Here is a 21,322-nt window from a genome sequence, read left to right on the forward strand (position 1 = left end):
GTTGACTCCTTTGTCATTCCGGGGCGATGCGTAAGCATCGAACCCCAATGCGCAATCGCGCATTGTGGAATCTCGAGATTCCGGGTCTGGTCCTTACGGACCATCCCGGAATGACGAGGACGCAATCGTGACCGCCAAAGACCTGCATTTCTACGAGCCGAAGAACGGCCACGGCCTGAAGCACGATCCGTTCAACGCCATCGTGGCGCCGCGGCCGATCGGCTGGATCTCCTCGCGCGACAAGGGCGGCAACGTCAACCTCGCGCCCTACAGCTTCTTCAACGCGTTCTGCTACGTGCCGCCGATCATCGGCTTCGCCTCCACCAACTGGAAGGATAGCGTCGCCAACATCCAGGACACCGGCGAGTTCGTCTGGAATCTGGCGACGATGGATCTCGCCAGACACATGAATGCGACGGCGGCGCATGTCGCGCGCGATGTCGACGAGTTCAGGCTCGCGGGCCTCACGCAGGTCGCCGGCAAGCTCGTCAACGTGCCGCGGGTCGCCGAAAGCCCGGTGTCGTTCGAATGCAAGGTGAGCCAGATCGTCCAGCTCCAGGGTGCCGACGGCAAGAAGGCCGAGGCGTGGCTGACGCTCGGCGAGGTCGTCGCCGTCCACATCGACAAGGCCTTCATCAAGGACGGCGTCTACCAGACCGGCCTCGCGCACCCGATCGTCCGCGCCGGCCGCCGCGGCGACTACTTCGAGATCAAGCCGGAAAACATGTTCGAGATGATCCGGCCGGATTGAGTGCTGCTCTATCCTCCCTCTCCCCGTTCTTCACGGGGTCGAGACGAGCGAAGCTCGCTCTTAGAGGGTAGGGTGAGGGGCTGCTTCCACCAGTTGTGATGGTCGTGAGACCTGTACCCCCTCACCCGAAATTCAAGCTGCGCTTGAATTTCGACCTCTCCCCGCAAGCGGGGCGAGGTAAGGGACGTTGCTCCGCTGCGGATTCGTGCGCTCCGCAACGATGGCCCGCACCACAACAATGTGAAATTTTCGCGCGCGGGGATGAAAAACCGTCACTCGCAACCTCTCCGAGAGCAGTCTAACCTCCACTCGCCAGGCCGGATCAACGGCCGGCCAACAGAGTGGGAGGATGCGATGACACGCCACGAGCGGAGCGATCCGAACGAAGAACAACGCGATCCGAATGTTTCACGGCGCACGCTGGTTCAGGGACTGGCGGTTTCCGCCGCTGCCGTAGCTAGCATCGGCAGCGCGCTGGCCCAGAACGCGCCCGCGCCGGTCGGGCCGCCGACGACGATCACCAGCCCGCCGCGCGACTTCAGTCCGCGCGGTGCGCCGACCACCTATTTCTGGGACCCCGACATCATCGCGGTCGATCCGTCCTTCAACGACCTTGCCCAGCCCAACACCTCGATCAAGCGCCTGCATACCGGCCTGTTGTGGGCGGAAGGCCCGGCCTGGAGCTCGCAGGGCCGCTATCTGTTGTGGAGCGACATCCCCAACAACCGGCAGATGCGCTGGTCGGAAGATGACGGCCATGTCAGCGTCTTCCGCATGCCGTCGAACTACTCGAACGGCAATTCGTTCGACTTCCAGGGCCGCCAGCTGTCCTGCGAACATCTCACCCGCCGCGTGACGCGCTACGAGAATGACGGCACCGCGACCGTGCTCGCGGATTCCTATCAAGGCAAGCGGCTGAACTCGCCGAACGACGTCGTCGCGCATCCGGACGGCAGCTACTGGTTCACCGATCCGCCCTATGGCAGCCAGCTCTATGAAGGCGAGCCTGATGCCGCGGGCGGCCCGGGCAATCCGGCCGGCAAGCTCAATCCCCGGATCGGCCAGCCGGCGGGCTTCGTGCCGGCCAAGCGCGAACTGCCGACCAATTGCTACCGCATCGACCCGTCCGGCCGCGTCGATCTCGTAGTGAGCGAGGACCAGGTGCCGGACCCGAACGGCCTCTGCTTCTCGCCGGACTACAAGAAGCTCTACGTGGTCTCGACCGGCAAGGGACCGGGCGATGGCGGCCCCGGTGGCAAGGGCGACGTTTTCGTGTTCGATGTCGGCGCCGACAACAAGCTTTCCAACGGCAAGCGGTTCAGCGATTTCACGATCGACGGCGTGAAGTGCGGACCGGACGGCATCCGCTGCGACGTCAACGGCAATGTCTGGTGCTCGAGCAATGCCGGTCGCGCGGTCGGTTACAGCGGCGTGACGGTGTGGTCGCCGGAAGGCAAGCTGCTCGGCCGCATCCGGCTGCCCGAGGTCTGCGGCAACATCACCTTCGGTGGTCCCAAGCGCAACCGTCTGTTCATGGCCGCAAGCCAGTCGCTCTACGCGGTCTATACCGCAACCCAGGGAGCGGGGGCCGCCTAGCTCGTCTTGCATGGGGATGGCGTCTGCGCCATCCCCCGCTACCTGATTGTCGCACCTCAGCTTTCGGAACCGAACCCGCGGCGTGCCGTTAACAAAATGGCGCCTGGGCCGCGTCAATTTCGCTTTATCTGCGAAGCGAAGTGTTCACCGGTGAACGGCACGTTCCGATAAGATCACCCATCCGCGCCGCCGTTTCATGAGGGATCCGCCATGAGCTTCCGCCGCGACTATATGACAAAACCGATCTTCTCCTGGGCGCGTGGCGTGCTGCCGACGATGTCGGACACCGAGCGCGAGGCGCTGGAAGCCGGCGACGTCTGGTGGGACGCCGATCTATTCACCGGCAACCCCGACTGGTCGAAATTGCTGGCGTTCGCGCCGGCCAGATTGACCGAGGAAGAGCAAGCCTTCCTGCACGGTCCGGTCGACGAGCTCTGCAGGATGCTCGACGAGTGGAAGATCAACTGGGAATGGCGCGATCTGCCGCCCGAGGTCTGGGCTTTCATCAAGGCCAAAAAATTCTTCGGCATGATCATCCCGAAGGAATTTGGCGGCCTCGGCTTCTCGCCCTACGCGCATTCCGAGGTGGTGCGCAAGATCTCGTCGCGCTCGCTGACCGCGGCCGTCACCGTGATGGTGCCGAACTCGCTCGGGCCCGGAGAGCTCTTGATGCGCTTCGGCACCAAGGAGCAGCAGGACAAATGGCTGCCGCGCCTCGCCTCCGGACAGGACATTCCCTGCTTCGGCCTGACCAGCCCGGAGGCAGGCTCCGACGCCGCCTCGATGATCGACACCGGCATCATCTGCAAGGGCAATTTCGAAGGCCGTGAGGTGCTCGGCTTGAGGCTCAACTGGCACAAGCGCTACATCACGCTCGGCCCGGTCGCGACGCTGCTCGGCCTTGCCTTCAAGGCCTATGATCCCGATCACCTCGTCGGCAGCGAGGAAGAGCTCGGCATCACCGTCGCGCTGATCCCGACCCATCTGCCGGGCGTGTCGATCGGCCACCGCCATCTGCCGGCGATGCAGGTGTTCCAGAACGGCCCGAACTGGGGCAAGGACGTCTTCATCCCGCTCGACTACATCATCGGCGGCGAGGCACGGCTCGGTCAGGGCTGGAAGATGCTGATGACGGCGCTTGCCGCCGGCCGCGGCATCTCGCTGCCGTCGCTGTCGGCGGCCGGCGCTGCCTATGCCGCGCGTACCACCGGCGCCTATGCCCGCGTCCGCGAGCAGTTCGGCATCTCGATCTCGAAATTCGAAGGCATCGAGGAGCCGCTCGCGCGTATCGCCGGCACGGCCTATCTGCTCGACGCCGCACGGCGGCTGACCTGCGCCGCACTGAACGAGGGGCATCATCCCGCCGTCATCTCCGGGATCATGAAGTTGCACGCCACCGAGCGGATGCGGATCGCGATCGACGACGCCATGGACATCCATGGCGGCAAAGCCGTGATCGACGGGCCGCAGAATTATCTCGGCGGGCTCTACCGCTCGGTGCCGGTCGGCATCACGGTCGAGGGCGCCAACATCCTGACCCGTAATCTGATCGTGTTCGGGCAGGGCGCGATCCGCGCGCATCCCTATCTGTTGCAGGAGATGAACGCGCTTGGCGAGCCCGATCGCGACAAGGGCCTCACCGCGTTCGACACCGCGTTCTGGAAACATATCGGCCACAGCTTCGCGACCGTGTTCCGCGCCTGGGGCCGCAGCTGGAGTTTTGGGATGTTCGCACCGGCGCCGGATGCCGGCGATGCGACCGAGTTCTATCGCCAGCTGTCGCGCTATTCGTCGGCGTTCGCGCTGTGCGCCGACATGGCGCTGCTCACCCTCGGTGGCGCGCTGAAGCGCAAGGAGATGCTCTCCGCGCGCTTCGGCGACATCCTGTCCGAACTGTATTTGCTCTCCGCCGCGCTCAAGCGCTGGCAGGACGAGGGCCGGCAGAAGGAGGATCTTCCCGCGCTCGAATGGTGCATGGCATCCGGCTTCAAGACCATCGAGAACCGCTTTGCGGAAATCTTCGCCAATCTGCCGAACCGCCCGGTGGCGTGGCTGCTGAAATTCCTGATCCAGCCGTTCGGCGCGCGCGTCACCGGCCCGTCCGATCGCGTCGTGCAGCAATGCGCGCAGCTCGTGCTGTCGCCGTCGGCGGCGCGCGATCGGCTGACGCCGGACCTCGCCTTTGTCGAGGATGACGGCGGCATCGCGCGGCTGGAGAAGGCCTTCCGCCTCGTCACCGAGGCCGAGGACGCCGCCAAGCAGTTGCGCGCGGCGCGCCTGCATGACTGGAAGGAGGCGGTCAAGAAAGGCGTCATCACCGAGGCCGACGGCGAGAAGCTTGCCGCTGCCCACGAGGCCGTCGCCAAAGTCATCGAAGTCGATGATTTTGCGCCGGAGGCGCTGTCCCCGATTTACAAGAAATCCGCCGACGTGCATCAGTTCTTCCAGGAGCTTGGTGAGCAGAGGGCGGCGAGCTGATGGCGCGACCAGTCTTTATTGTCGACGGCAGCCGGACGCCGTTCCTGAAGGCGCGCTCCGGTCCCGGCCCGTTCACCCCGGTCGATCTTGCCGTGCAATGCGGCCGGCCGCTGCTGGCGCGGCAGCCTTTCGCGCCCACCGCCTTCGACCAGGTGATCCTCGGCTGCGTCAACGTGATCGCCGATGAGATGAACCCGGCACGCGTTGCGGCGCTTAGGCTCGGCATGGGCGAGCAGATGGTCGCCTTCACGGTGCAGATCAATTGCGGCTCCGGCATGCAGTCGATCGACACCGGCTACCGCTACATCCGCGAGGGCATCTCCGACCTGATCCTCGCCGGCGGTGCCGAAGCCTTGAGCCACGCGCCGCTGGTCTGGCCCAATTCCGGCGTGCGCTGGTTTGCCGGCTTCGCCGGCGCCAAGGGGCTAGGTGCCAAGATCGCCGCGGCGCTGAAGGTGAAGCCGAGTTACTTCAAGCCGATCATCGGCCTCGAGCGCGGGCTGACCGACCCGATCACCGAGCTCAACATGGGGCAGACCGCCGAGAAGGTCGGTCATCTCTTCGGCATTACGCGCGCGCAGTCTGATGCGTATGCCGCCGAGAGCCATCAGCGGCTGGCCAACGCGCAGCAGCAGGGCTTTCTCAAGGGCGAGGTCGAGACCGCGTTCTCCCGCGACGGCAAGTTCTTCGACCATGACGACGGCGTCCGACCGGACTCGACGCCCGAGACGCTCGCAAAGCTGAAGCCGGTGTTCGAGCGTCCGTGGGGCCAGGTCACCGCCGGCAATTCCTCGCAGATCACCGACGGCGCCTCCTGGGTGATCCTGGCGTCGGAGAAGGCGGTGGCCAAGCACGGGCTGACGCCGAAGGCCGTCATCCTCGACAGCCAATGGTCGGCGCTTGATCCCTCGATCATGGGCCTCGGCCCGGTGCTCTCGGCGAGCGCGCTGCTCAAGCGCAATAGCCTGACCTTGCAGGATGTCGAGACCTGGGAGCTGAACGAGGCCTTCGCCACCCAGGTGCTGGGCTGCCTCGCGGCATGGAACGACGAAAAATTCTGCCGCGAGATCCTTGGGCTCGATGGCGCGGCCGGCGAGATCGACCGCGCGAAGTTGAACGTCGACGGCGGCGCGATCAGCCTCGGCCATCCGGTCGGCACCAGCGGCAACCGCATCGTGCTGCATCTGGTCAATGCGATGAAGCGGCTCGGCACCAGGCGCGGCGTCGCCACCGAATGCATCGGTGGCGGGCAGGGCGGCGCGATGTTGATAGAGACGGTGTGATCATGGATTCACGGATCATGGACGTTCTCTCCGGCCGCGTGCTCGAACTCGGGCCGAAGCCTGCCGCCGACAGTCCCTACAAGAATTTCAAGCTGACGCGCGATGACGACGGTATCGCCTGGCTGCTGTTCGACCGCGCCGGCGCCAGCGCCAACACGCTGTCCGCCGATCTACTCGAGGAGCTCGATGCCATCGTCGCGGCGCTGGAGAACCAGCGGCCGACGGGTCTCGTGGTGCGCTCGGCCAAGCCAAGCGGCTTCATCGCCGGCGCCGATGTCAATGAGTTTCGCGGCGCCAGCGATTCCAGCGCGGTGGAGACCGCGATCGGCCGCGCCCATGCGGTGATCGACCGGCTCGAGGCGCTGCGCGTGCCGTCGGTCGCCGTCATCCATGGCTTCTGCCTTGGCGGCGGCCTCGAGGTCGCGCTGGCCTGCCAGATGCGGATCGCGATCGACGACGCGCGGTTCGGCTTCCCAGAGGTGATGCTCGGCCTGCATCCCGGTCTCGGCGGCACCGTGCGCTTCACCGAGCTGGTCAACCCGATGCAGGCGATGACCTTGATGCTGACAGGCAAGACGATCGACGCGCGCCGCGCCAAGGCGCTCGGCCTGGTCGACGCCGTCACCCAGGAGCGCCATGTCCGCAACGCGGTGAGGGACGCGGTGTTCGGCCGGCTGAAGCGCGCCAAGCCCGGCGTGCTCAACTCGCTTCTTAATCTCGGCGCCGCGCGCGGTTTCCTCGCCTCGCGGATGCGCAGCGAGGCCGAGAAGGCGGCGCCGCGCAAGCATTACCCGGCGCCCTATGCGCTGATCGATCTGTGGGAGAAGCACGCCGGCAACCGCACGGCGATGCTGAATGCGGAGAAGGCCTCGTTCGCCAATCTGATGGTGACGCCGACCGCGCAGAACCTGATCCGTGTGTTCTTCCTGCGAGAGCAGATGAAGAAGCTCGCCGGCAGCGGCAACAAGGTTGCGCACGTCCATGTCATCGGCGCCGGCGCGATGGGCGGCGATATCGCGGCGTGGTGCGCCAACCAGGACATGCTCGTGACCTTGGCCGACATGAAGGCCGAGCCGATCGCGGGCGCCATGAAACGAGCGTCAGAGTTGTTCGGCAAGATCATGCGCAAGCGGATCGACCAGCGCGACGCGCTCGACCGGCTGATCCCCGACATGGACGGCGAGGGCGTCCGCAATGCCGATCTGATCATCGAGGCGGTGCCGGAAAAGCTCGAGCTGAAGCAGAAGGTCTATGCCTCTCTCGAGCCGAAGATGAAGCCCGGCGCGATCCTCGCCACCAATACGTCGAGCATCCCGCTGCAGGATCTGCGCACCACGCTGGCACGGCCGGAGCGGCTGCTCGGCCTGCACTTCTTCAATCCGGTGTCGCGGCTGCAACTCGTCGAGGTCGTCAGCCATGACGGCACCGATGCGGCGATGCTCAAGGAGGCGCTCGCGTTCGTCGGCGCCATCGACCGCCTGCCGCTGCCGGTGAAGAGCTCGCCGGGCTTCCTCGTCAATCGCGCGCTGACGCCCTACATGCTGGAAGCGATGATGATGCTGGACGAGAAGACCGACCAGCGCCTGATCGACGCGGCCGCCGTCGAGTTCGGCATGCCGATGGGGCCGATCGAACTCGCCGACCAGGTCGGCCTCGATATCTGCCTCGATGTCGGCGACATGCTGCGCTCGAAGTTCGGCGACACGCTGCCGTCGACGCCTGCGTGGTTGCGCGAAAAAGTCGCCAAAGGCGAGCTCGGCCGCAAGACCGGCAAGGGCTTCTACACCTGGAAGGACGGCAAGGCGGAAAAGGCGCCGCTGCCGGAGACCGGTCCCCGGGTCACCGATGAGATGATCGACCGCCTGGTGCTGCCGATCTCGAATGTCTGCGTCGCCGCCTTGCGCGAAGGCATCGTCGACAATCCCGATATGGTCGACGGCGCGATGATCTTCGGCACCGGCTATGCCCCGTTCCGCGGCGGCCCGCTCAACTATGCGCGCAGCCGCGGCGTCGACAATGTGGTGTCGGCCATGCAGGCCTTGATGCGCAAGTTCGGCGGACGATTTGCGCCGGATCCCGGCTGGGAGGCATTCAAGTGAGCGATTCGCAAGTGACCGGCTCGCAAGTGACCGACGCCCACGCTCACGCGCCGCTGAGCAACGACGCCGAGCCGAAGGGCGATCTCTGCATCCGCACGCTGGCGATGCCGGCCGACACCAATGCCAATGGCGACATCTTCGGCGGCTGGCTGCTCAGCCAGATGGATCTCGGTGGCGGCGTGTTCGCCTCCAAGGTGGCGAAGTCGCGCACCGTGACCGTCGCGATCGACGCGATGAACTTCCGCAAGGCGGTCAATGTCGGCGATCTCGTCTCCGTCCACGCCAATCTGGTGCGCATCGGCCGCACCTCGATCACGGTGCATCTCGAGGCCTGGGGTGCTGCGCCGCCGCGAGCAGCAGTCGATCCTCGTGACCGACGGCAATTTCACCTATGTCTCGATCGACGAGCAGGGCCATCCGCAACCGATTCAGCGCGACGGCGCGACGATCGAAACCTGACATCCTCCGCGCGCCAGTGCCGCTGATTCGGTGGGAAAGGAAACGCGTCGAAACTGAGTCCGGAGCGTGGTTTGATGGCAAAAACCCGGAGTTTTTGGCGCTTCGCCGCGCAAAATAATCGAGGAACAAACAGCCAGCGACTCCGTTGTCGGGCCGAAGTCAAACCGAGGCTGACAATGTCCGACAGTTACGTGATCGAAGTGAGTTCGCAGACGGCGGGTATCGTGGTGCGCGATACGCGTGGTTATCAGTTCTTTGCTGCATCGCACGTTTTTGACCGCCTTGAAGGCCAGATCTTCCGCAATGCGCGCGAGGCCGAGCGCGCGGCGCGCCGGCTGCTCGCCGGTCAATCCATGCAGATGGCATCGTAGAACGCCTTCGCGTCATTGCGCATGGCCCGGGCGAAGCGTCCACCTTCGCCCAGGCCTTCCCTGACCCGGCACTGCACGTTGACCTCCGTGCCGAACGGTCGCACCATGGGCGACTCGCCGTTTCAAGGGGGCCGCCGTGGCCGGACTCTCCCATCGCCAGACTGAAATCCTCAACATCGCGCGCGCGTTCGGCCGGGTCATGGTCGAAGACCTCGCCAAGCGATTCGAGGTGTCGGCGCAGACCATCCGCAAGGACCTCAACGACCTCTGCGACCAGCGCTCGCTGACCCGCATCCATGGCGGCGCGATCATCGCCTCGGGCGTCGAGAACCTTGCTTACGAGGCGCGTCGCTTCGTCGCCGCCGAGGAGAAGAAGGCGATCGGCGCGGCCGCGGCGGCACGGATTCCGAACGGCTGCTCGCTGTTCATCAATATCGGCACCACCACGGAAGAGGTCGCGAGCGCGCTGACCTCGCATGAGGACCTGCTGGTCATCACCAACAACCTCAACGTCGCGATGCTGCTCTACCGCCATCCGCGCATCGAGGTGGTGGTGGCCGGCGGCACGGTGCGCCGCGCCGACGGCGCCGTGGTCGGCTCCACCGCGACCCAGCTGATCGGCCAGTTCAAGGTCGACTACGCCATCATCGGCGCATCCGCCATCGACGAGGAGGGCGCGCTGCTCGACTTCGACTATCGCGAGGTGCAGGTCGCGCAGGCGATCATCGCCAATGCGCGCAACGTGATGCTGGTCTCGGACTCGACCAAGCTGCGCCGCAGCGCGCCGGTGCGGATCGCCCATATGAGCCAGATCCAGACCTTCGTGACCGATTCACCGCTTCCTGCGGGCCTCGCCAATATCTGCCACAGCCGCGGTATCGAGGTGGTCGTCGCGATGGACAAGCCGCAAGTCGATCTCGACGACAACGCCGCCGACGCGGCACCCGCGGCGCTGCGCAGCGCGCAAGGCGCTTGATCTCTCAAGTTTTAGCGAACCTGTTTCGGATGCCTTTCGGCCGCTGTTGTAGCCTGCCTGAGGTGGAGCGGTTCATTGGTCAGCACGCAATTCAAGATCGTCACGGCATTGGGCATGGCGGCGATGTTCGGCGTCGTCTCGTTTGTCCTTGGCTTTAACGTCGCATCCGCGTGCGCGACGGCGCTGGCCGGCGCTGTTTCTGCGCTTGTGGTCATGCGTGCGTTCGATGGTGAGACCCAGCCGCCATCGAAGAGCGTCCGTGCCGACATCTTTCGCCTCGGCAGCGAGAGCCGCCAGGCCTGGCTTTCGGAACTGGAACAGCAGAACGGCCGTGGCAGGAAACTGCTTTACGGACTGTCGCGGATCTTCCTTTCGGGATCGCCGTGTCAGCGCATCGCGAGCGGGGGCTTCCTCGCGCAGTCGGTAATCGGCCTGGTGGCGATCGTCCTGTTCTCGCTTGGCCAGGCGATGGGCTTTGACATGCGGCTGTTCGCAATCCCGCCGTTCGGGAGCCTGTTTGCGGATGGCATCCCGATGTCGGCTGAAGCAATCGCGGGGGTGAGGTTCGAGCACCTCTTCCTGCCGCTGGTCGCGCTCTACGCCGTCACGTTTTCCCTGTTCCTGATCGCATTGCTTGGCGATCTCGCGACCATCCTGCGCGACTGGCGAGAGCAGTGGAAGTATCTCACGATGCCGCTGTTCTGCTTTGCATTCTGGGCACTCCTGGCGCACCGAAAATCATCGGGATATAGCGCCCTGCAAGTCGCGCTCGGCGGCGGACACCTCTGGGCCTATGTCGCGATCTTCGTGTTCTTTCCGCTTTTCTTTCTCGTGCTGTCGGCGTCGCTGCCAGGCAATCGGGCGATCCGATGAACAGGGCTCGCTCGATCGGGCGAATCTATCTCCGCTTCGCGCTCAAATGGTATGCGATCCTTTTCGTCGCATCGTTGGTCTTCTACGTCCTGTTCGCCAGCGGTCACACATTCGTCGCGTCGACCGGTGTGCTCTTGCTCGCCGTCTACTTTGTGCGCGACAGCCGAGCTTGCGCCAAGCGGGTAGGCGGTGAAGTTCACCGTACCTACGATCCCGAAAAGGCTCTGCCGGAATTGCGCGTCGGACGATCGCCACAGCGTCCCTGACCGTCCGCCACCGCCTTGCCTGGCGTCACGCCAAGCGTCGCTCGTCCCGTCCCTCCAAAAGCCCTGACCACGGGCACTCCGCCCAAAGAATCCCCAGCCCGAGTTCCCCATTTTCACTTTGCTTTCGTTTTTGGTTGTGATTTACTCCAATACGAAAGTAAAACCGTCAAAGCGAAGGCGGTTGCCGGGGGAAGCGTTCTTTGGACCAGATTTACGACCTCGCCATCATTGGAGGCGGCGTTAATGGCTGCGGCATCGCACGCGATGCGGCGGGCCGGGGTAACTCTGTTTTCCTCTGTGAAATGAATGACTTGGCTAGCGGGACGTCGTCCTGGTCGACCAAGCTCGTGCATGGCGGTCTGCGCTATCTCGAATATTACGAGTTTCGTTTGGTGCGCGAGGCGCTGATCGAACGCGAAATCCTCTGGCAGATCGCGCCCCACATCATTCGGCCGCTACGTTTCGTTTTGCCGCACCACGCCGGCCTGCGTCCGGCCTGGCTGCTGCGGCTCGGCCTCTTCCTCTACGACCATATCGGCGGCCGGCATTTGCTGCCGGCGACGCGCTCGGTCGATCTGACGCGCGACGCGGTCGGCAAGCCGCTGATCCCGGGCCGCTACACCAAGGGCTTTGAATATTCCGACTGCTTCGTCGACGATGCCCGGCTGGTTGCGCTGACCGCGCGCGATGCCGCCGATCGCGGCGCCGAGATCCGCACCCGCACCCGCGCGGTCGAGATCAGGCAAGTCGACGGCGTCTGGCACGTCACGGTCGAGGACAGCGTCACGGGTGCCCGCGACACGATCCAGTCACGCGTGCTGGTCAATGCCGGCGGTCCCTGGGTCGAACAGGTCTTGGCCTCGGGCGCCGGCGTCAACGCGCGCGCCAAGGTGCGCCTGGTGCAGGGCTCGCACATCGTGGTGCCCAAGCTCTACGACCACGACCGTGCCTACATCTTCCAGAACGCCGACGGCCGCATCATCTTCGTCATTCCCTATCAGAACGACTTCTCGCTGATCGGTACCACCGATCGCGACTATGACGGCGATCCGGCCAAGGTGAAGGCGACGCAGGAGGAGATCGAATATCTCTGCGCGTCCGCCAGCGCGTATCTCGCCAAGCCGGTGAAGCCCGAGGACGTGGTCTGGAATTACTCCGGCGTGCGTCCGCTCTATGACGACGGCGCCAGCGAAGCCAAGGCCGCGACCCGCGACTACGTGTTCGAGCTAGATACGCCCGGCGGTGCGCCGCTACTGTCGATCTATGGCGGCAAGATCACGACCTATCGCCGGCTCTCCGAAGAGGCGCTGGAGCGGCTGTCGCCTTATCTCCGCGGCACAAAGGCGCAGGAGGGCTGGACCGGCAAGGCGCCGCTGCCCGGCGGCGACATGGATGTATCCGCGGTCGCGGCGCTGAGCGCCGAATTGATCCGCACCTATCCGTTTCTCGCGCAATCGCACGCCAATCGTCTCGCGCATGCCTATGGCACGCGCGCCAGCAAAGTCTTGGGCAATGGAACATCGACGGCCGATCTTGGCCGCTCCTTCGGCGCCACCTTGACGGAAAGCGAAGTCAGGTACCTGATGGCGAACGAATGGGCTCGGACTGCGGACGATGTCGTCTGGCGACGATCCAAGCTGGGCTTGCGGATGACGGCGGGTGAAATCGCCGCGCTCGACGAGTGGATGCTCGCCAACCGCGTGTCCGGTGAACGTCCCCTCCGCGAAGCGGGAGGACGGGCATGAGCGTCACACTGCAGAATGTCACGCGAACCGTGGATGGCATGCCGACCATCCGCGACGTGTCGCTGACGCTGGAGCGTGGCACGCTCAGCGTGCTGCTCGGGCCGACGTTGTCGGGCAAGACCTCGATCATGCGGCTGCTCGCCGGCCTCGACAAGCCGACCACCGGCCGCGTGTTGGTCGACGGCAAGGACGTCACCGGCGCCGACGTGCGGCAGCGTTCGGTCGCGATGGTCTATCAGCAGTTCATCAACTATCCCTCGCTGACCGTCTACGAGAACATCGCCTCGCCGCTGCGCGTGCAGGGCAAGCCGCGCGCCGAGATCGAGCGGCGGGTGGCGGAAGCGGCCAGCCTGCTGCGGCTCGAGCCGTTCCTGAAGCGCACGCCGCTGCAACTCTCCGGCGGCCAGCAGCAGCGCACCGCGATCGCGCGGGCGCTGGTCAAGGGCGCCGACCTCGTGCTGCTCGACGAGCCGCTCGCCAATCTCGACTACAAGCTGCGCGAGGAGCTGCGCGCCGAGCTGCCGCGCATCTTCGAGGCCTCCGGCGCGATCTTCGTCTATGCCACCACCGAACCGTCGGAAGCGCTGCTGCTCGGGGGCGACACGGTGTGCATGTGGCAAGGCCAGGCGCTGCAAACCGGCGCGACGCCGAAGGTCTACCGCCATCCCGACACGCTGCGCGTTGCGCAGGTGTTTTCCGATCCGCCGCTCAACATCATCGGCATCGAGAAGAAGGGCGCGCAAGTGATCTATGCCGGCGGCGAGCAGGCGCCCGCGGCCGGCCTCTATGCCAATCTGCCCGACGGCCGCTACCGGACCGGCTTCCGCGCGCATCAGCTCGAGGTCGGGAAAGTCGCGGCCGGCCGCCACAAATTTTCCGCCGCGGTGACGGTGACCGAGATCACCGGGTCGGAGAGCTTTGTGCACGTCCATGTCCACGGCTCGAACTGGGTCGCGGTGCTGCACGGCGTGCACGAATATGAACCCGGGCAGGTGCTCGACGCCGCGCTCGATCCAGACAACATCTTCGTGTTCGACGCGGCCGACCGCCTCGTCGCGTCGCCTGCGACCGCGTTTTCGGGCAACGTGCATCGCAGTGCGCGTGCTGCAAACGCGTCAGCCGGCAACGGCAAGTGAGGGAGATGCTTCATGGCCCGCATTGACCTCGTCGATCTCGCGCACTCCTACGGCGGCAACGACGCGCCGCAGGAGTCCTTTGCGCTGAAGCCGGTCACCATGACCTGGCGGCAGGGCGGCGCCTATGCGCTGCTCGGGCCGTCCGGCTGCGGCAAGACCACGCTGCTCAACCTGATCTCCGGCATCGTGACGCCGTCGCGCGGAAAGATCCTGTTCGACGGCCGTGACATCACGCCGCTGTCGACGCAGAAGCGCAACATCGCGCAGGTGTTCCAGTTCCCGGTGATCTACGACACCATGACGGTCGGCCAGAACCTGGCCTTCCCGCTGAAGAATCGCGGCGTCGCGAAGGCCGAGGTCGACGCGCGCGTCAGGCAGATCGCCGATCTGCTCGACCTCACGCCCTATCTCAAACGCAAGGCGACACGGCTCACGGCCGACGCCAAGCAGAAGATCTCGCTCGGCCGCGGTCTGGTGCGCTCCGACGTCGCGGCCGTCCTGTTCGACGAACCGCTAACGGTGATCGATCCCGAGCTGAAGTGGCAGCTGCGCTCCAAGCTGAAGGCGCTGCATCGCGAGCTCGACCTCACGATGATCTACGTCACCCACGACCAGACCGAGGCGCTGACCTTCGCCGACACCGTCGTCGTGATGCATGACGGCCGCGTGGTGCAGAGCGGCACGCCGGCCGAATTGTTCGACAAGCCGGCGCATACGTTCGTCGGCTACTTCATCGGCTCGCCCGGCATGAACATCGTGCCCGCCGAAGTCAGTGGTCACGAGGCGCGGGTCGACGGCCATGTCATCGGCCTGCATCGAAACTATGGTGTGCTACCTGCGGGCAAGAAGATCGAGATCGGCGTGCGGCCGGAATTCGTCGATGTCGCGGCGCCGGCGTCAGGGCTGCTGTCGGCCACCATCGAGCGGATCGACGATCTCGGCCGCATCCAGTTCGCCCGCGTGCGGGTCGGCGATACCAAATTCGCCGCGCGCGTGCCGCCGGGCTTCTCGGTCTCCGGCGACACCGCCGGGCTGATCTTCAATCCCGCGCACGTCCACGTCTATACCGACAGCCATTTGGTGGAGGGGGTCGCCTGATGGACAAGACGATCAACCAAAAAGCCTGGTTCCTGGTGCTGCCGGTGTTCCTGGTGGTGGCGTTCTCGGCGGTGCTGCCGCTGATGACCGTCGTGAACTATTCGATGCAGGACACCTTCGGCAACAACCAGTTCTTCTGGAACGGGGTCGGCTGGTTCAAGGAGCTGCTCGATCCATCGACCGATCTCGGCGGGCGCTTCCTGGCCTCGCTCGGCCGCAACCTGTTCTTCTCTGCGGTGATCCTCGCGATCGAGGTGCCGCTCGGCATCATCGTCGCGCTGTCGATGCCGCGCGAAGGCTGGAGCGTCGCGGCCTGCCTCGTCATCCTCGCCTTGCCGCTGCTGATTCCGTGGAACGTGGTCGGCACCATCTGGCAGATCTTCGGCCGGCCCGATATCGGCCTGCTCGGCTATGTGCTGAACCACCTCGGCCTCAACTACAATTACGTGTCCAATGAGGTCGACGCCTGGGTCACGGTCATCGTGATGGACGTCTGGCACTGGACCAGCCTCGTCGCGCTGCTCTGCTACGCCGGGCTGAAGTCGATCCCCGACGCCTATTACCAGGCGGCGCAGATCGACGGTGCCTCGCGCTGGGCGGTGTTCAAGGCGATCCAGCTGCCGAAGATGAATCGCGTGCTGCTGATCGCGGTGCTGCTGCGCTTCATGGACAGTTTCATGATCTACACCGAGCCGTTCGTGGTCACCGGCGGCGGCCCCGGCAATTCGACGACCTTCGTCTCGATCGAGCTCGTCAAGATTGCGCTCGGCCAGTTCGACCTCGGCAAGGCCGCGGCGCTGTCGCTGGTCTACAATCTGATCATCCTGATCGTGTGCTGGGTATTCTACACCGTGATGGTCAATGCCGGCTCCGAGCGTCCGGCCAAGGAAGGAGCGGCGTGATGCATTCGATCCCCGGCCGCCGCCTGATCATGGCGCTGTTTTTGATCTTCCTGCTGTTGCCGATCTACTGGCTCGTCAACATGAGCTTCAAGACCAACGCCGAGATCGTCTCGACGATGACGCTGTGGCCGCACACGCCGACGCTGCAGCACTACAAGCGCATCTTCACCGACGAGAGCTGGTATTCGGGCTACATCAATTCGCTCGAATACGTCGTGCTCAACACCATCATCTCGATCGCGGTGGCGTTGCCGGCGGCCTACGCGTTCTCGCGCTACCGCTTCCTCGGCGACAAGCATCTGTTCTTCTGGCTGCTGTCGAACCGCATGGCGCCGGCGGCGGTCTACGCGCTGCCGTTCTTCAACCTCTATTCGGCGATCGGCCTGTTCGATACGCCGTGGGCGGTCGCGCTCGCGCACTGCATCTTCAACGTGCCGCTGGCGGTGTGGATCCTCGAAGGCTTCGTCTCCGGCGTGCCGCGCGAGATCGACGAGACCGCCTTCCTCGACGGCTATTCGTTCCCGCGCTTCTTCATCAAGATCCTGGTGCCGCTGATCGCGAGCGGCATCGGCGTCGCCGCCTTCTTCTGCTTCATGTTCTCCTGGGTCGAGCTGCTGCTGGCGCGCACGCTGACCTCGGTGCAGGCCAAGCCGATCGCGGCGATCATGACGCGCACGGTCTCGGCGGCCGGCATGGACTGGGGCCTGCTCGCCGCCGCCGGCGTGCTCACCATCATTCCGGGCGCGCTGGTGATCTGGTTCGTCCGCAACTACATCGCGCGCGGCTTCGCGCTCGGCCGGGTCTAGGAGGCGATCATGGAATCCATCGCATGGATGGCCTGGACGCTGCCGACCGCGATCTTCTTCGTGCTGCTGGCCTCGACGCTCGGCGTGATGACCTTGCTCGCGGCGGTTTATCCCGAGGCCGAGCGGGTCGGCGTGCTGCGTATCCCGACCACGCGCGGCGATCGTTTGTTCATTTCGCTGGTACTGGCGGCGGTGATCCACCTGGTGTGGATCGGCCTCGTCGGCACCGATCCGATCCTCACCCTGCCGATCGGCGAGGGCGTGGAAATTTCGAGCCTGTGGCTCGCAACGCTGATTTCGCTTCTTTCAGCCGTGGCGATCTTTCGCACCGTCTGACGAAAGCGAAGAAGAGCAGATCCGGGGTCTACCCGGGCCTGGGGTTTTGTTTGTCGCTGCAACCGGAGGAATCATAATGCGACATTTGAGAACGACAAAGGATAGTCTTTTGACTATGACCAGCGCCGCCGCGCTGATCGCGGCCTCGCTCGCGGTCGCCACGCCGGCCCGCGCCGCCGACGATGCCGTGATCCAGAAGTGGATCGCGGAATTCCAGCCCTCGACGCTGTCGAAGGAAGACCAGAAGAAGGAGCTTGAGTGGTTCGCCAAGGCCGCCGAACCCTTCAAGGGCATGGAGATCAACGTCGTCTCGGAAACGATCACGACGCACGAGTATGAATCACAGACGCTGGCCAAGGCGTTCTCCGAACTGACCGGCATCAAGCTCAAGCACGACATCATCCAGGAAGGTGACGTCGTCGAGAAGCTGCAGACCCAGATGCAGTCGGGCAAGAACGTCTATGACGGCTGGATCAACGACTCCGACCTGATCGGCACCCACTTCCGTTACGGTCAGACCATCATCCTGTCGGACTACATGAAGGGTGAGGGCAAGGATGTCACCGACCCGATGCTCGACGTCGACGACTTCATCGGCAAGTCGTTCACCACGGCGCCGGACGGCAAGCTGTATCAGCTGCCCGACCAGCAGTTCGCGAACCTCTACTGGTTCCGCTACGACTGGTTCACCAACCCCGAGTACAAGGCCAAGTTCAAGGCCAAGTATGGCTACGAGCTCGGCGTGCCCGTGAACTGGTCGGCCTATGAAGACATCGCCGAGTTCTTCACCAACGACATCAAGGAGATCAACGGCGTCAAGATCTACGGCCATATGGACTATGGCAAGAAGGATCCCTCGCTCGGCTGGCGGTTCACCGACGCCTGGCTGTCGATGGCCGGCAACGGCGACAAGGGTATCCCGAACGGCCTGCCGGTCGACGAGTGGGGTATCCGCATGGAAGGCTGCCGCCCGGTCGGCTCGTCGGTCGAGCGTGGTGGCGACACCAACGGCCCGGCCGCGGTCTACTCGATCACCAAATATCTCGACTGGCTGAAGAAGTATGCCCCGCCGCAGGCCCAGGGCATGACCTTCTCGGAAGCAGGGCCGGTGCCGGCGCAGGGCAACATCGCCCAGCAGATGTTCTGGTACACCGCCTTCACCGCCGATATGGTGAAGCCGGGCATCGCCGTGATGAACGCGGACGGTACGCCGAAGTGGCGTATGGCTCCGTCACCGCACGGCGCTTACTGGAAGGAAGGCATGAAGCTCGGCTACCAGGACGCCGGCTCCGTGACGCTCCTGAAGTCGACCCCGCCGGATCGCCGCAAGGCAGCCTGGCTCTATCTGCAGTTCATCATCTCGAAGTCGGTGTCGCTGAAGAAGAGCCATGTCGGTCTCACCTTCATCCGTGAGTCCGATATCTGGGACAAGTCGTTCACCGAGCGTGCGCCGAAGCTCGGCGGCCTGATCGAGTTCTACCGCTCGCCCGCGCGCGTGCAGTGGACTCCGACCGGCAACAACGTGCCCGATTATCCGAAGCTCGCGCAGCTGTGGTGGCAGAACATCGGCGATGCGTCGTCCGGTACCAAGACGCCGCAGCAGGCGATGGACGCGCTGGCCGCGGCCCAGGACTCGGTGATGGAGCGTCTTGAGAAGTCCGGTGTGCAGGGTGCCTGCGGACCGAAGCTGAACAAGAAGGAATCCGCCGAGTTCTGGTACAAGAAGGCCGAGAAGGACGGCACCATCGCTCCGCAGCGCAAGCTCGCGAACGAGAAGCCGAAGGGCGAGACGATCGACTACGACACGCTGATCAAGTCGTGGCCGGCCAACCCGCCGAAGCGCGCCGAAGCGAAGTAAGGCGCAAGCAAAGGCGTACCAGCCCACGCCATCCGAAGACGACGAAAGGCCGGGAGCGATCCCGGCCTTTTTGCTGATTGCCAGGTCATTCCGGGATGGTGCGCAAGCACCAGACCTCAGGTGCGCAACTGCGCACCGGGGAATCTCGAGATTCCGGGTTCGATGCTTCGCATCGCCCCGGAATGACGATGTGGAGAGAGGAGCGCTCCCTACTCCGCCGCCTCGGTCGCCTTCAGCGTCGGATAATCGGTGTAGCCCTTGGCGCCGCCGCCGTAGAAGGTCGCCTTGTCCCACTCGTTGAGCGGCGCGCCGGTCTTGAGCCGCTCGACCAGATCGGGGTTGGAGATGAACGGCTTGCCGAACGCGATCAGGTCAGCCGCGCCGGCTTCCAGCACCTTCTCCGCCAGCGCGAAGTCGTAGCCGTTGTTGGCGACATAGGCCTGCTTGAAGCGCTTGCGCAGCGAGGCGTAGTCGAACGGCGCGATATCGCGCGGGCCGCCGGTCGCGCCCTCGACGACGTGGAGATAGGTCAGCTTCAGCGCACTGAGCTGGTCGACGATGTAGTCGAACAGCGCTTGCGGATTGGAGTCGGTGATGTCGTTGGCCGGCGTCACCGGCGAGATCCGGATGCCGGTGCGATCGGCGCCGGCCTCGATGACGACCGCCTTGGACACGTCCAGCATCAGTTGGGCGCGGTTCTCGATTCCGCCGCCATAAGCGTCGGTGCGCTTGTTGGTGCCGTCGCGGGCGAACTGGTCGAGCAGATAGCCGTTGGCGCCATGGATCTCGACGCCGTCGAAGCCGGCCGCCAGCGCATTCGCCGTGCCTCGCTTGAAGTCCTCGATGATCCCGGGAATTTCCGACAATTCGAGCGCGCGTGGCTCGGACACGTCGGCAAACGTGCCGTTCACGAAGGTCTTGGTCTTGGCTTTGATCGCGCTCGGCGCCACCGGTGCGCCGCCGTTCGGCTGCAGTGCGACATGCGAGATGCGGCCGACATGCCAGAGCTGGATGAAGATGCGGCCGCCGCGCTCATGCACGCGATCGGTGACCTTGCGCCAGCCCTCGACCTGTTCCTTCGAATAGATGCCGGGCGTGTCCTGATAGCCCTGGCCCTGCTGCGAGACCTGGCTCGCCTCGGTGATCAGAAGGCCGGCGGAGGCGCGCTGGCCGTAATAGTCCACCGCGAGCGGGCTCGGCACCATGCCGGGCGGCACCGCGCGGTTGCGCGTCAGTGGCGCCATCACCAGGCGGTTCGGCAGCGTCAGCGCGCCGAGCTTGTAGGGCTCGAGAAGTTTGGTCGATTGGCTCATGTAAATGTTCCAGAGAATGACTGATGAAGGACAATTGTGCATCGCCGCGACGAGCGCAATGCCCGAGGCATTCGCGCTCCGCAGACTAGCCGCGCACAATTCCGCCCATGTGGCCGGCATCGAGGAACAAGGTGTGCGCGTTGACGTAGGAGGATTCATTCGAAATCAGGAACAGCGCAGTATAGGCGACCTCCCAGCCGGTGCCCTGGCGGCCGAAAGGCACTGTCACGGCGCGGTCCGATCGCCTGCGGCTGGCGTCGCGCCCCATCGGCGTGTCCATGAAGCCGGGCGCGATCACATTGCAGCGAATGCCCTTGTCCTCGCCGGCCCGCGCGATCGCCCGCCCCAGCGCGATCTGCGCCGCCTTGGAGGATTCATAGGCCGGGTTGCGGCCGCCGGCGCGCTGGCTCGCCATTGAGGAGATCAGGATGATCGCGCCGCCCGGCGCCATCACCTCCAGCGCCTTCTGCGCGAACAGCATGTGGCTGCGCACATTGACGGCATAGTCGCGGTCCCAGGCTTCGGCCGTCATCTTGAGCAGCGACAGGCCGGAGGAGATGCCGACATTGAGCGCCAGCCCGTCGAGCCCGCCGAGCCGCTGCGCGCAGCGTTCGACCGCGGGCGCGATCGCCGCGACGTCGGCGACATCGACCACGTCGGTGAAGGCCTTGCCGCCTTCGCCTGTGATCTGCGCGACGGTGTCGTCGGCGGCGTCCTTGTTGACGTCGAGGCAGGCGACCGACGCGCCCTCGCGCGCGAACAGCACGCTCATGGCGCGGCCGTTGCCGATCGGCGGGGCTTCATCCACGGTTGTGCGCTGTCCCGCGCCGACCACGATGACGCGCCGCCCGGCGAGGCGGCCGTGGTTCTTCGCCAGTCCGAGCGCTTCGGCATGCAGCGAAGCGGACGGATCGATGGCTTTCGGTGCGTGGGTTGTGGTCGACATGGCGTGCTCCCTGACGTCTTGTTGTTGTCA

At 64.9% G+C, this 21,322-nt stretch carries 18 protein-coding genes and 1 pseudogene; 16 read left to right on the forward strand and 3 right to left on the reverse strand.

The genetic code is table 11. The features are described from left to right. Positions 1–127: 127 nt before the first annotated feature. From ACVIYL_RS17285 to ACVIYL_RS17315, 7 genes and pseudogenes are all read left to right on the forward strand, one after another. Positions 128–751: a flavin reductase family protein gene (locus tag ACVIYL_RS17285; RefSeq protein WP_456779258.1), complete on the forward strand. Its 624-nt coding sequence runs from the start codon at positions 128–130 to the stop codon at positions 749–751. 354 nt (positions 752–1,105) lie between these two features. Continuing rightward, positions 1,106–2,347 (forward strand): SMP-30/gluconolactonase/LRE family protein, encoded by a 1,242-nt coding sequence (locus tag ACVIYL_RS17290; protein WP_456779259.1) that lies wholly within the window; start codon positions 1,106–1,108, stop codon positions 2,345–2,347. A gap of 210 nt (positions 2,348–2,557) precedes the next feature. Continuing rightward, positions 2,558–4,825, forward strand: a complete 2,268-nt coding sequence (locus tag ACVIYL_RS17295) for an acyl-CoA dehydrogenase (protein ID WP_456779260.1) — start codon at positions 2,558–2,560, stop codon at positions 4,823–4,825. Continuing rightward, positions 4,825–6,108: an acetyl-CoA C-acetyltransferase gene (locus tag ACVIYL_RS17300; RefSeq protein WP_057016952.1), complete on the forward strand. Its 1,284-nt coding sequence runs from the start codon at positions 4,825–4,827 to the stop codon at positions 6,106–6,108. The genes ACVIYL_RS17295 and ACVIYL_RS17300 overlap by 1 nt, the downstream gene beginning before the upstream one ends. Positions 6,109–6,110: 2 nt before the next feature. Then, positions 6,111–8,207, forward strand: coding sequence for a 3-hydroxyacyl-CoA dehydrogenase NAD-binding domain-containing protein (locus tag ACVIYL_RS17305; protein ID WP_456779261.1), 2,097 nt, complete (start codon positions 6,111–6,113; stop codon positions 8,205–8,207). Between the two features lie 26 nt (positions 8,208–8,233). Continuing rightward, a pseudogene (locus tag ACVIYL_RS17310) lies at positions 8,234–8,666 on the forward strand (acyl-CoA thioesterase). Positions 8,667–8,842: 176 nt separating this feature from the next. After that, complete coding sequence (locus ACVIYL_RS17315; protein ID WP_456779262.1) at positions 8,843–9,037, forward strand: hypothetical protein; 195 nt, start codon at positions 8,843–8,845, stop codon at positions 9,035–9,037. Here ACVIYL_RS17315 and ACVIYL_RS17320 read toward each other — a convergent pair. Then, a complete protein-coding gene (locus ACVIYL_RS17320) occupies positions 9,013–9,144 on the reverse strand; it encodes a hypothetical protein (protein WP_256521284.1) in 132 nt (43 codons plus the stop codon). The two genes, ACVIYL_RS17315 and ACVIYL_RS17320, sit on opposite strands and share 25 nt — an antisense overlap. Before the next feature lie 29 nt (positions 9,145–9,173). On the opposite strand from ACVIYL_RS17320, the gene ACVIYL_RS17325 reads away from it, so the two are divergent. The 9 genes from ACVIYL_RS17325 to ACVIYL_RS17365 all read left to right on the forward strand — a co-directional run bounded on the left by ACVIYL_RS17325 (position 9,174) and on the right by ACVIYL_RS17365 (position 19,033). After that, complete coding sequence (locus tag ACVIYL_RS17325) at positions 9,174–10,013, forward strand: DeoR/GlpR family DNA-binding transcription regulator (RefSeq protein WP_057016956.1); 840 nt, start codon at positions 9,174–9,176, stop codon at positions 10,011–10,013. A gap of 75 nt (positions 10,014–10,088) precedes the next feature. After that, positions 10,089–10,886: a hypothetical protein gene (locus tag ACVIYL_RS17330; RefSeq protein ID WP_456779263.1), complete on the forward strand. Its 798-nt coding sequence runs from the start codon at positions 10,089–10,091 to the stop codon at positions 10,884–10,886. Between the two features lie 466 nt (positions 10,887–11,352). Further along, positions 11,353–12,897 carry a glycerol-3-phosphate dehydrogenase gene (glpD, locus tag ACVIYL_RS17335; RefSeq protein ID WP_456779264.1) on the forward strand — a complete coding sequence of 515 codons (1,545 nt, stop codon included), beginning with the start codon at positions 11,353–11,355 and terminating at the stop codon, positions 12,895–12,897. Then, positions 12,894–14,033, forward strand: coding sequence for an ABC transporter ATP-binding protein (locus ACVIYL_RS17340; protein WP_456779265.1), 1,140 nt, complete (start codon positions 12,894–12,896; stop codon positions 14,031–14,033). Before glpD ends, ACVIYL_RS17340 begins: the two co-directional genes overlap by 4 nt. A 12-nt stretch (positions 14,034–14,045) precedes the next feature. After that, positions 14,046–15,131, forward strand: a complete 1,086-nt coding sequence (locus tag ACVIYL_RS17345; RefSeq protein WP_456779266.1) for an ABC transporter ATP-binding protein — start codon at positions 14,046–14,048, stop codon at positions 15,129–15,131. After that, positions 15,131–16,033 (forward strand): carbohydrate ABC transporter permease, encoded by a 903-nt coding sequence (locus ACVIYL_RS17350; RefSeq protein WP_028338609.1) that lies wholly within the window; start codon positions 15,131–15,133, stop codon positions 16,031–16,033. The genes ACVIYL_RS17345 and ACVIYL_RS17350 overlap by 1 nt, the downstream gene beginning before the upstream one ends. Further along, positions 16,033–16,839, forward strand: a complete 807-nt coding sequence (locus ACVIYL_RS17355) for a carbohydrate ABC transporter permease (RefSeq protein WP_028333212.1) — start codon at positions 16,033–16,035, stop codon at positions 16,837–16,839. The genes ACVIYL_RS17350 and ACVIYL_RS17355 overlap by 1 nt, the downstream gene beginning before the upstream one ends. A 9-nt stretch (positions 16,840–16,848) precedes the next feature. Next, on the forward strand, positions 16,849–17,175 hold the full coding sequence (locus ACVIYL_RS17360; protein WP_304496918.1) for a DUF2160 domain-containing protein: 327 nt from the start codon (positions 16,849–16,851) through the stop codon (positions 17,173–17,175). Positions 17,176–17,290: 115 nt separating this feature from the next. Then, positions 17,291–19,033 carry an ABC transporter substrate-binding protein gene (locus ACVIYL_RS17365; RefSeq protein ID WP_016846243.1) on the forward strand — a complete coding sequence of 581 codons (1,743 nt, stop codon included), beginning with the start codon at positions 17,291–17,293 and terminating at the stop codon, positions 19,031–19,033. A gap of 209 nt (positions 19,034–19,242) precedes the next feature. On the opposite strand, the gene ACVIYL_RS17370 is transcribed toward ACVIYL_RS17365, so the two are convergent. Together ACVIYL_RS17370 and ACVIYL_RS17375 are read right to left on the reverse strand one after the other, a co-directional pair. Next, positions 19,243–20,346: an alkene reductase gene (locus ACVIYL_RS17370; RefSeq protein ID WP_456779267.1), complete on the reverse strand. Its 1,104-nt coding sequence runs from the start codon at positions 20,344–20,346 to the stop codon at positions 19,243–19,245. Between the two features lie 85 nt (positions 20,347–20,431). Beyond that, positions 20,432–21,292, reverse strand: coding sequence for an SDR family NAD(P)-dependent oxidoreductase (locus ACVIYL_RS17375; RefSeq protein ID WP_456779268.1), 861 nt, complete (start codon positions 21,290–21,292; stop codon positions 20,432–20,434). Positions 21,293–21,322: the final 30 nt, after the last annotated feature.

The sequence above is a fragment of the Bradyrhizobium sp. USDA 3315 genome (assembly GCF_054056795.1).

Coding starts and splice junctions, on each gene's coding strand:
- ACVIYL_RS17340 (WP_456779265.1), top strand. CDS start 12,894: ATGAGCGTCACACTGCAGAATGTCACGCGAACCGTGGATGGCATGCCG.
- ACVIYL_RS17290 (WP_456779259.1), top strand. CDS start 1,106: ATGACACGCCACGAGCGGAGCGATCCGAACGAAGAACAACGCGATCCG.
- ACVIYL_RS17365 (WP_016846243.1), top strand. CDS start 17,291: ATGACCAGCGCCGCCGCGCTGATCGCGGCCTCGCTCGCGGTCGCCACG.
- ACVIYL_RS17295 (WP_456779260.1), top strand. CDS start 2,558: ATGAGCTTCCGCCGCGACTATATGACAAAACCGATCTTCTCCTGGGCG.
- ACVIYL_RS17370 (WP_456779267.1), bottom strand. CDS start 20,346: ATGAGCCAATCGACCAAACTTCTCGAGCCCTACAAGCTCGGCGCGCTG.
- ACVIYL_RS17315 (WP_456779262.1), top strand. CDS start 8,843: ATGTCCGACAGTTACGTGATCGAAGTGAGTTCGCAGACGGCGGGTATC.
- ACVIYL_RS17305 (WP_456779261.1), top strand. CDS start 6,111: ATGGATTCACGGATCATGGACGTTCTCTCCGGCCGCGTGCTCGAACTC.
- ACVIYL_RS17360 (WP_304496918.1), top strand. CDS start 16,849: ATGGAATCCATCGCATGGATGGCCTGGACGCTGCCGACCGCGATCTTC.
- ACVIYL_RS17350 (WP_028338609.1), top strand. CDS start 15,131: ATGGACAAGACGATCAACCAAAAAGCCTGGTTCCTGGTGCTGCCGGTG.
- ACVIYL_RS17355 (WP_028333212.1), top strand. CDS start 16,033: ATGCATTCGATCCCCGGCCGCCGCCTGATCATGGCGCTGTTTTTGATC.
- ACVIYL_RS17320 (WP_256521284.1), bottom strand. CDS start 9,144: ATGGTGCGACCGTTCGGCACGGAGGTCAACGTGCAGTGCCGGGTCAGG.
- ACVIYL_RS17345 (WP_456779266.1), top strand. CDS start 14,046: ATGGCCCGCATTGACCTCGTCGATCTCGCGCACTCCTACGGCGGCAAC.
- ACVIYL_RS17375 (WP_456779268.1), bottom strand. CDS start 21,292: ATGTCGACCACAACCCACGCACCGAAAGCCATCGATCCGTCCGCTTCG.
- ACVIYL_RS17300 (WP_057016952.1), top strand. CDS start 4,825: ATGGCGCGACCAGTCTTTATTGTCGACGGCAGCCGGACGCCGTTCCTG.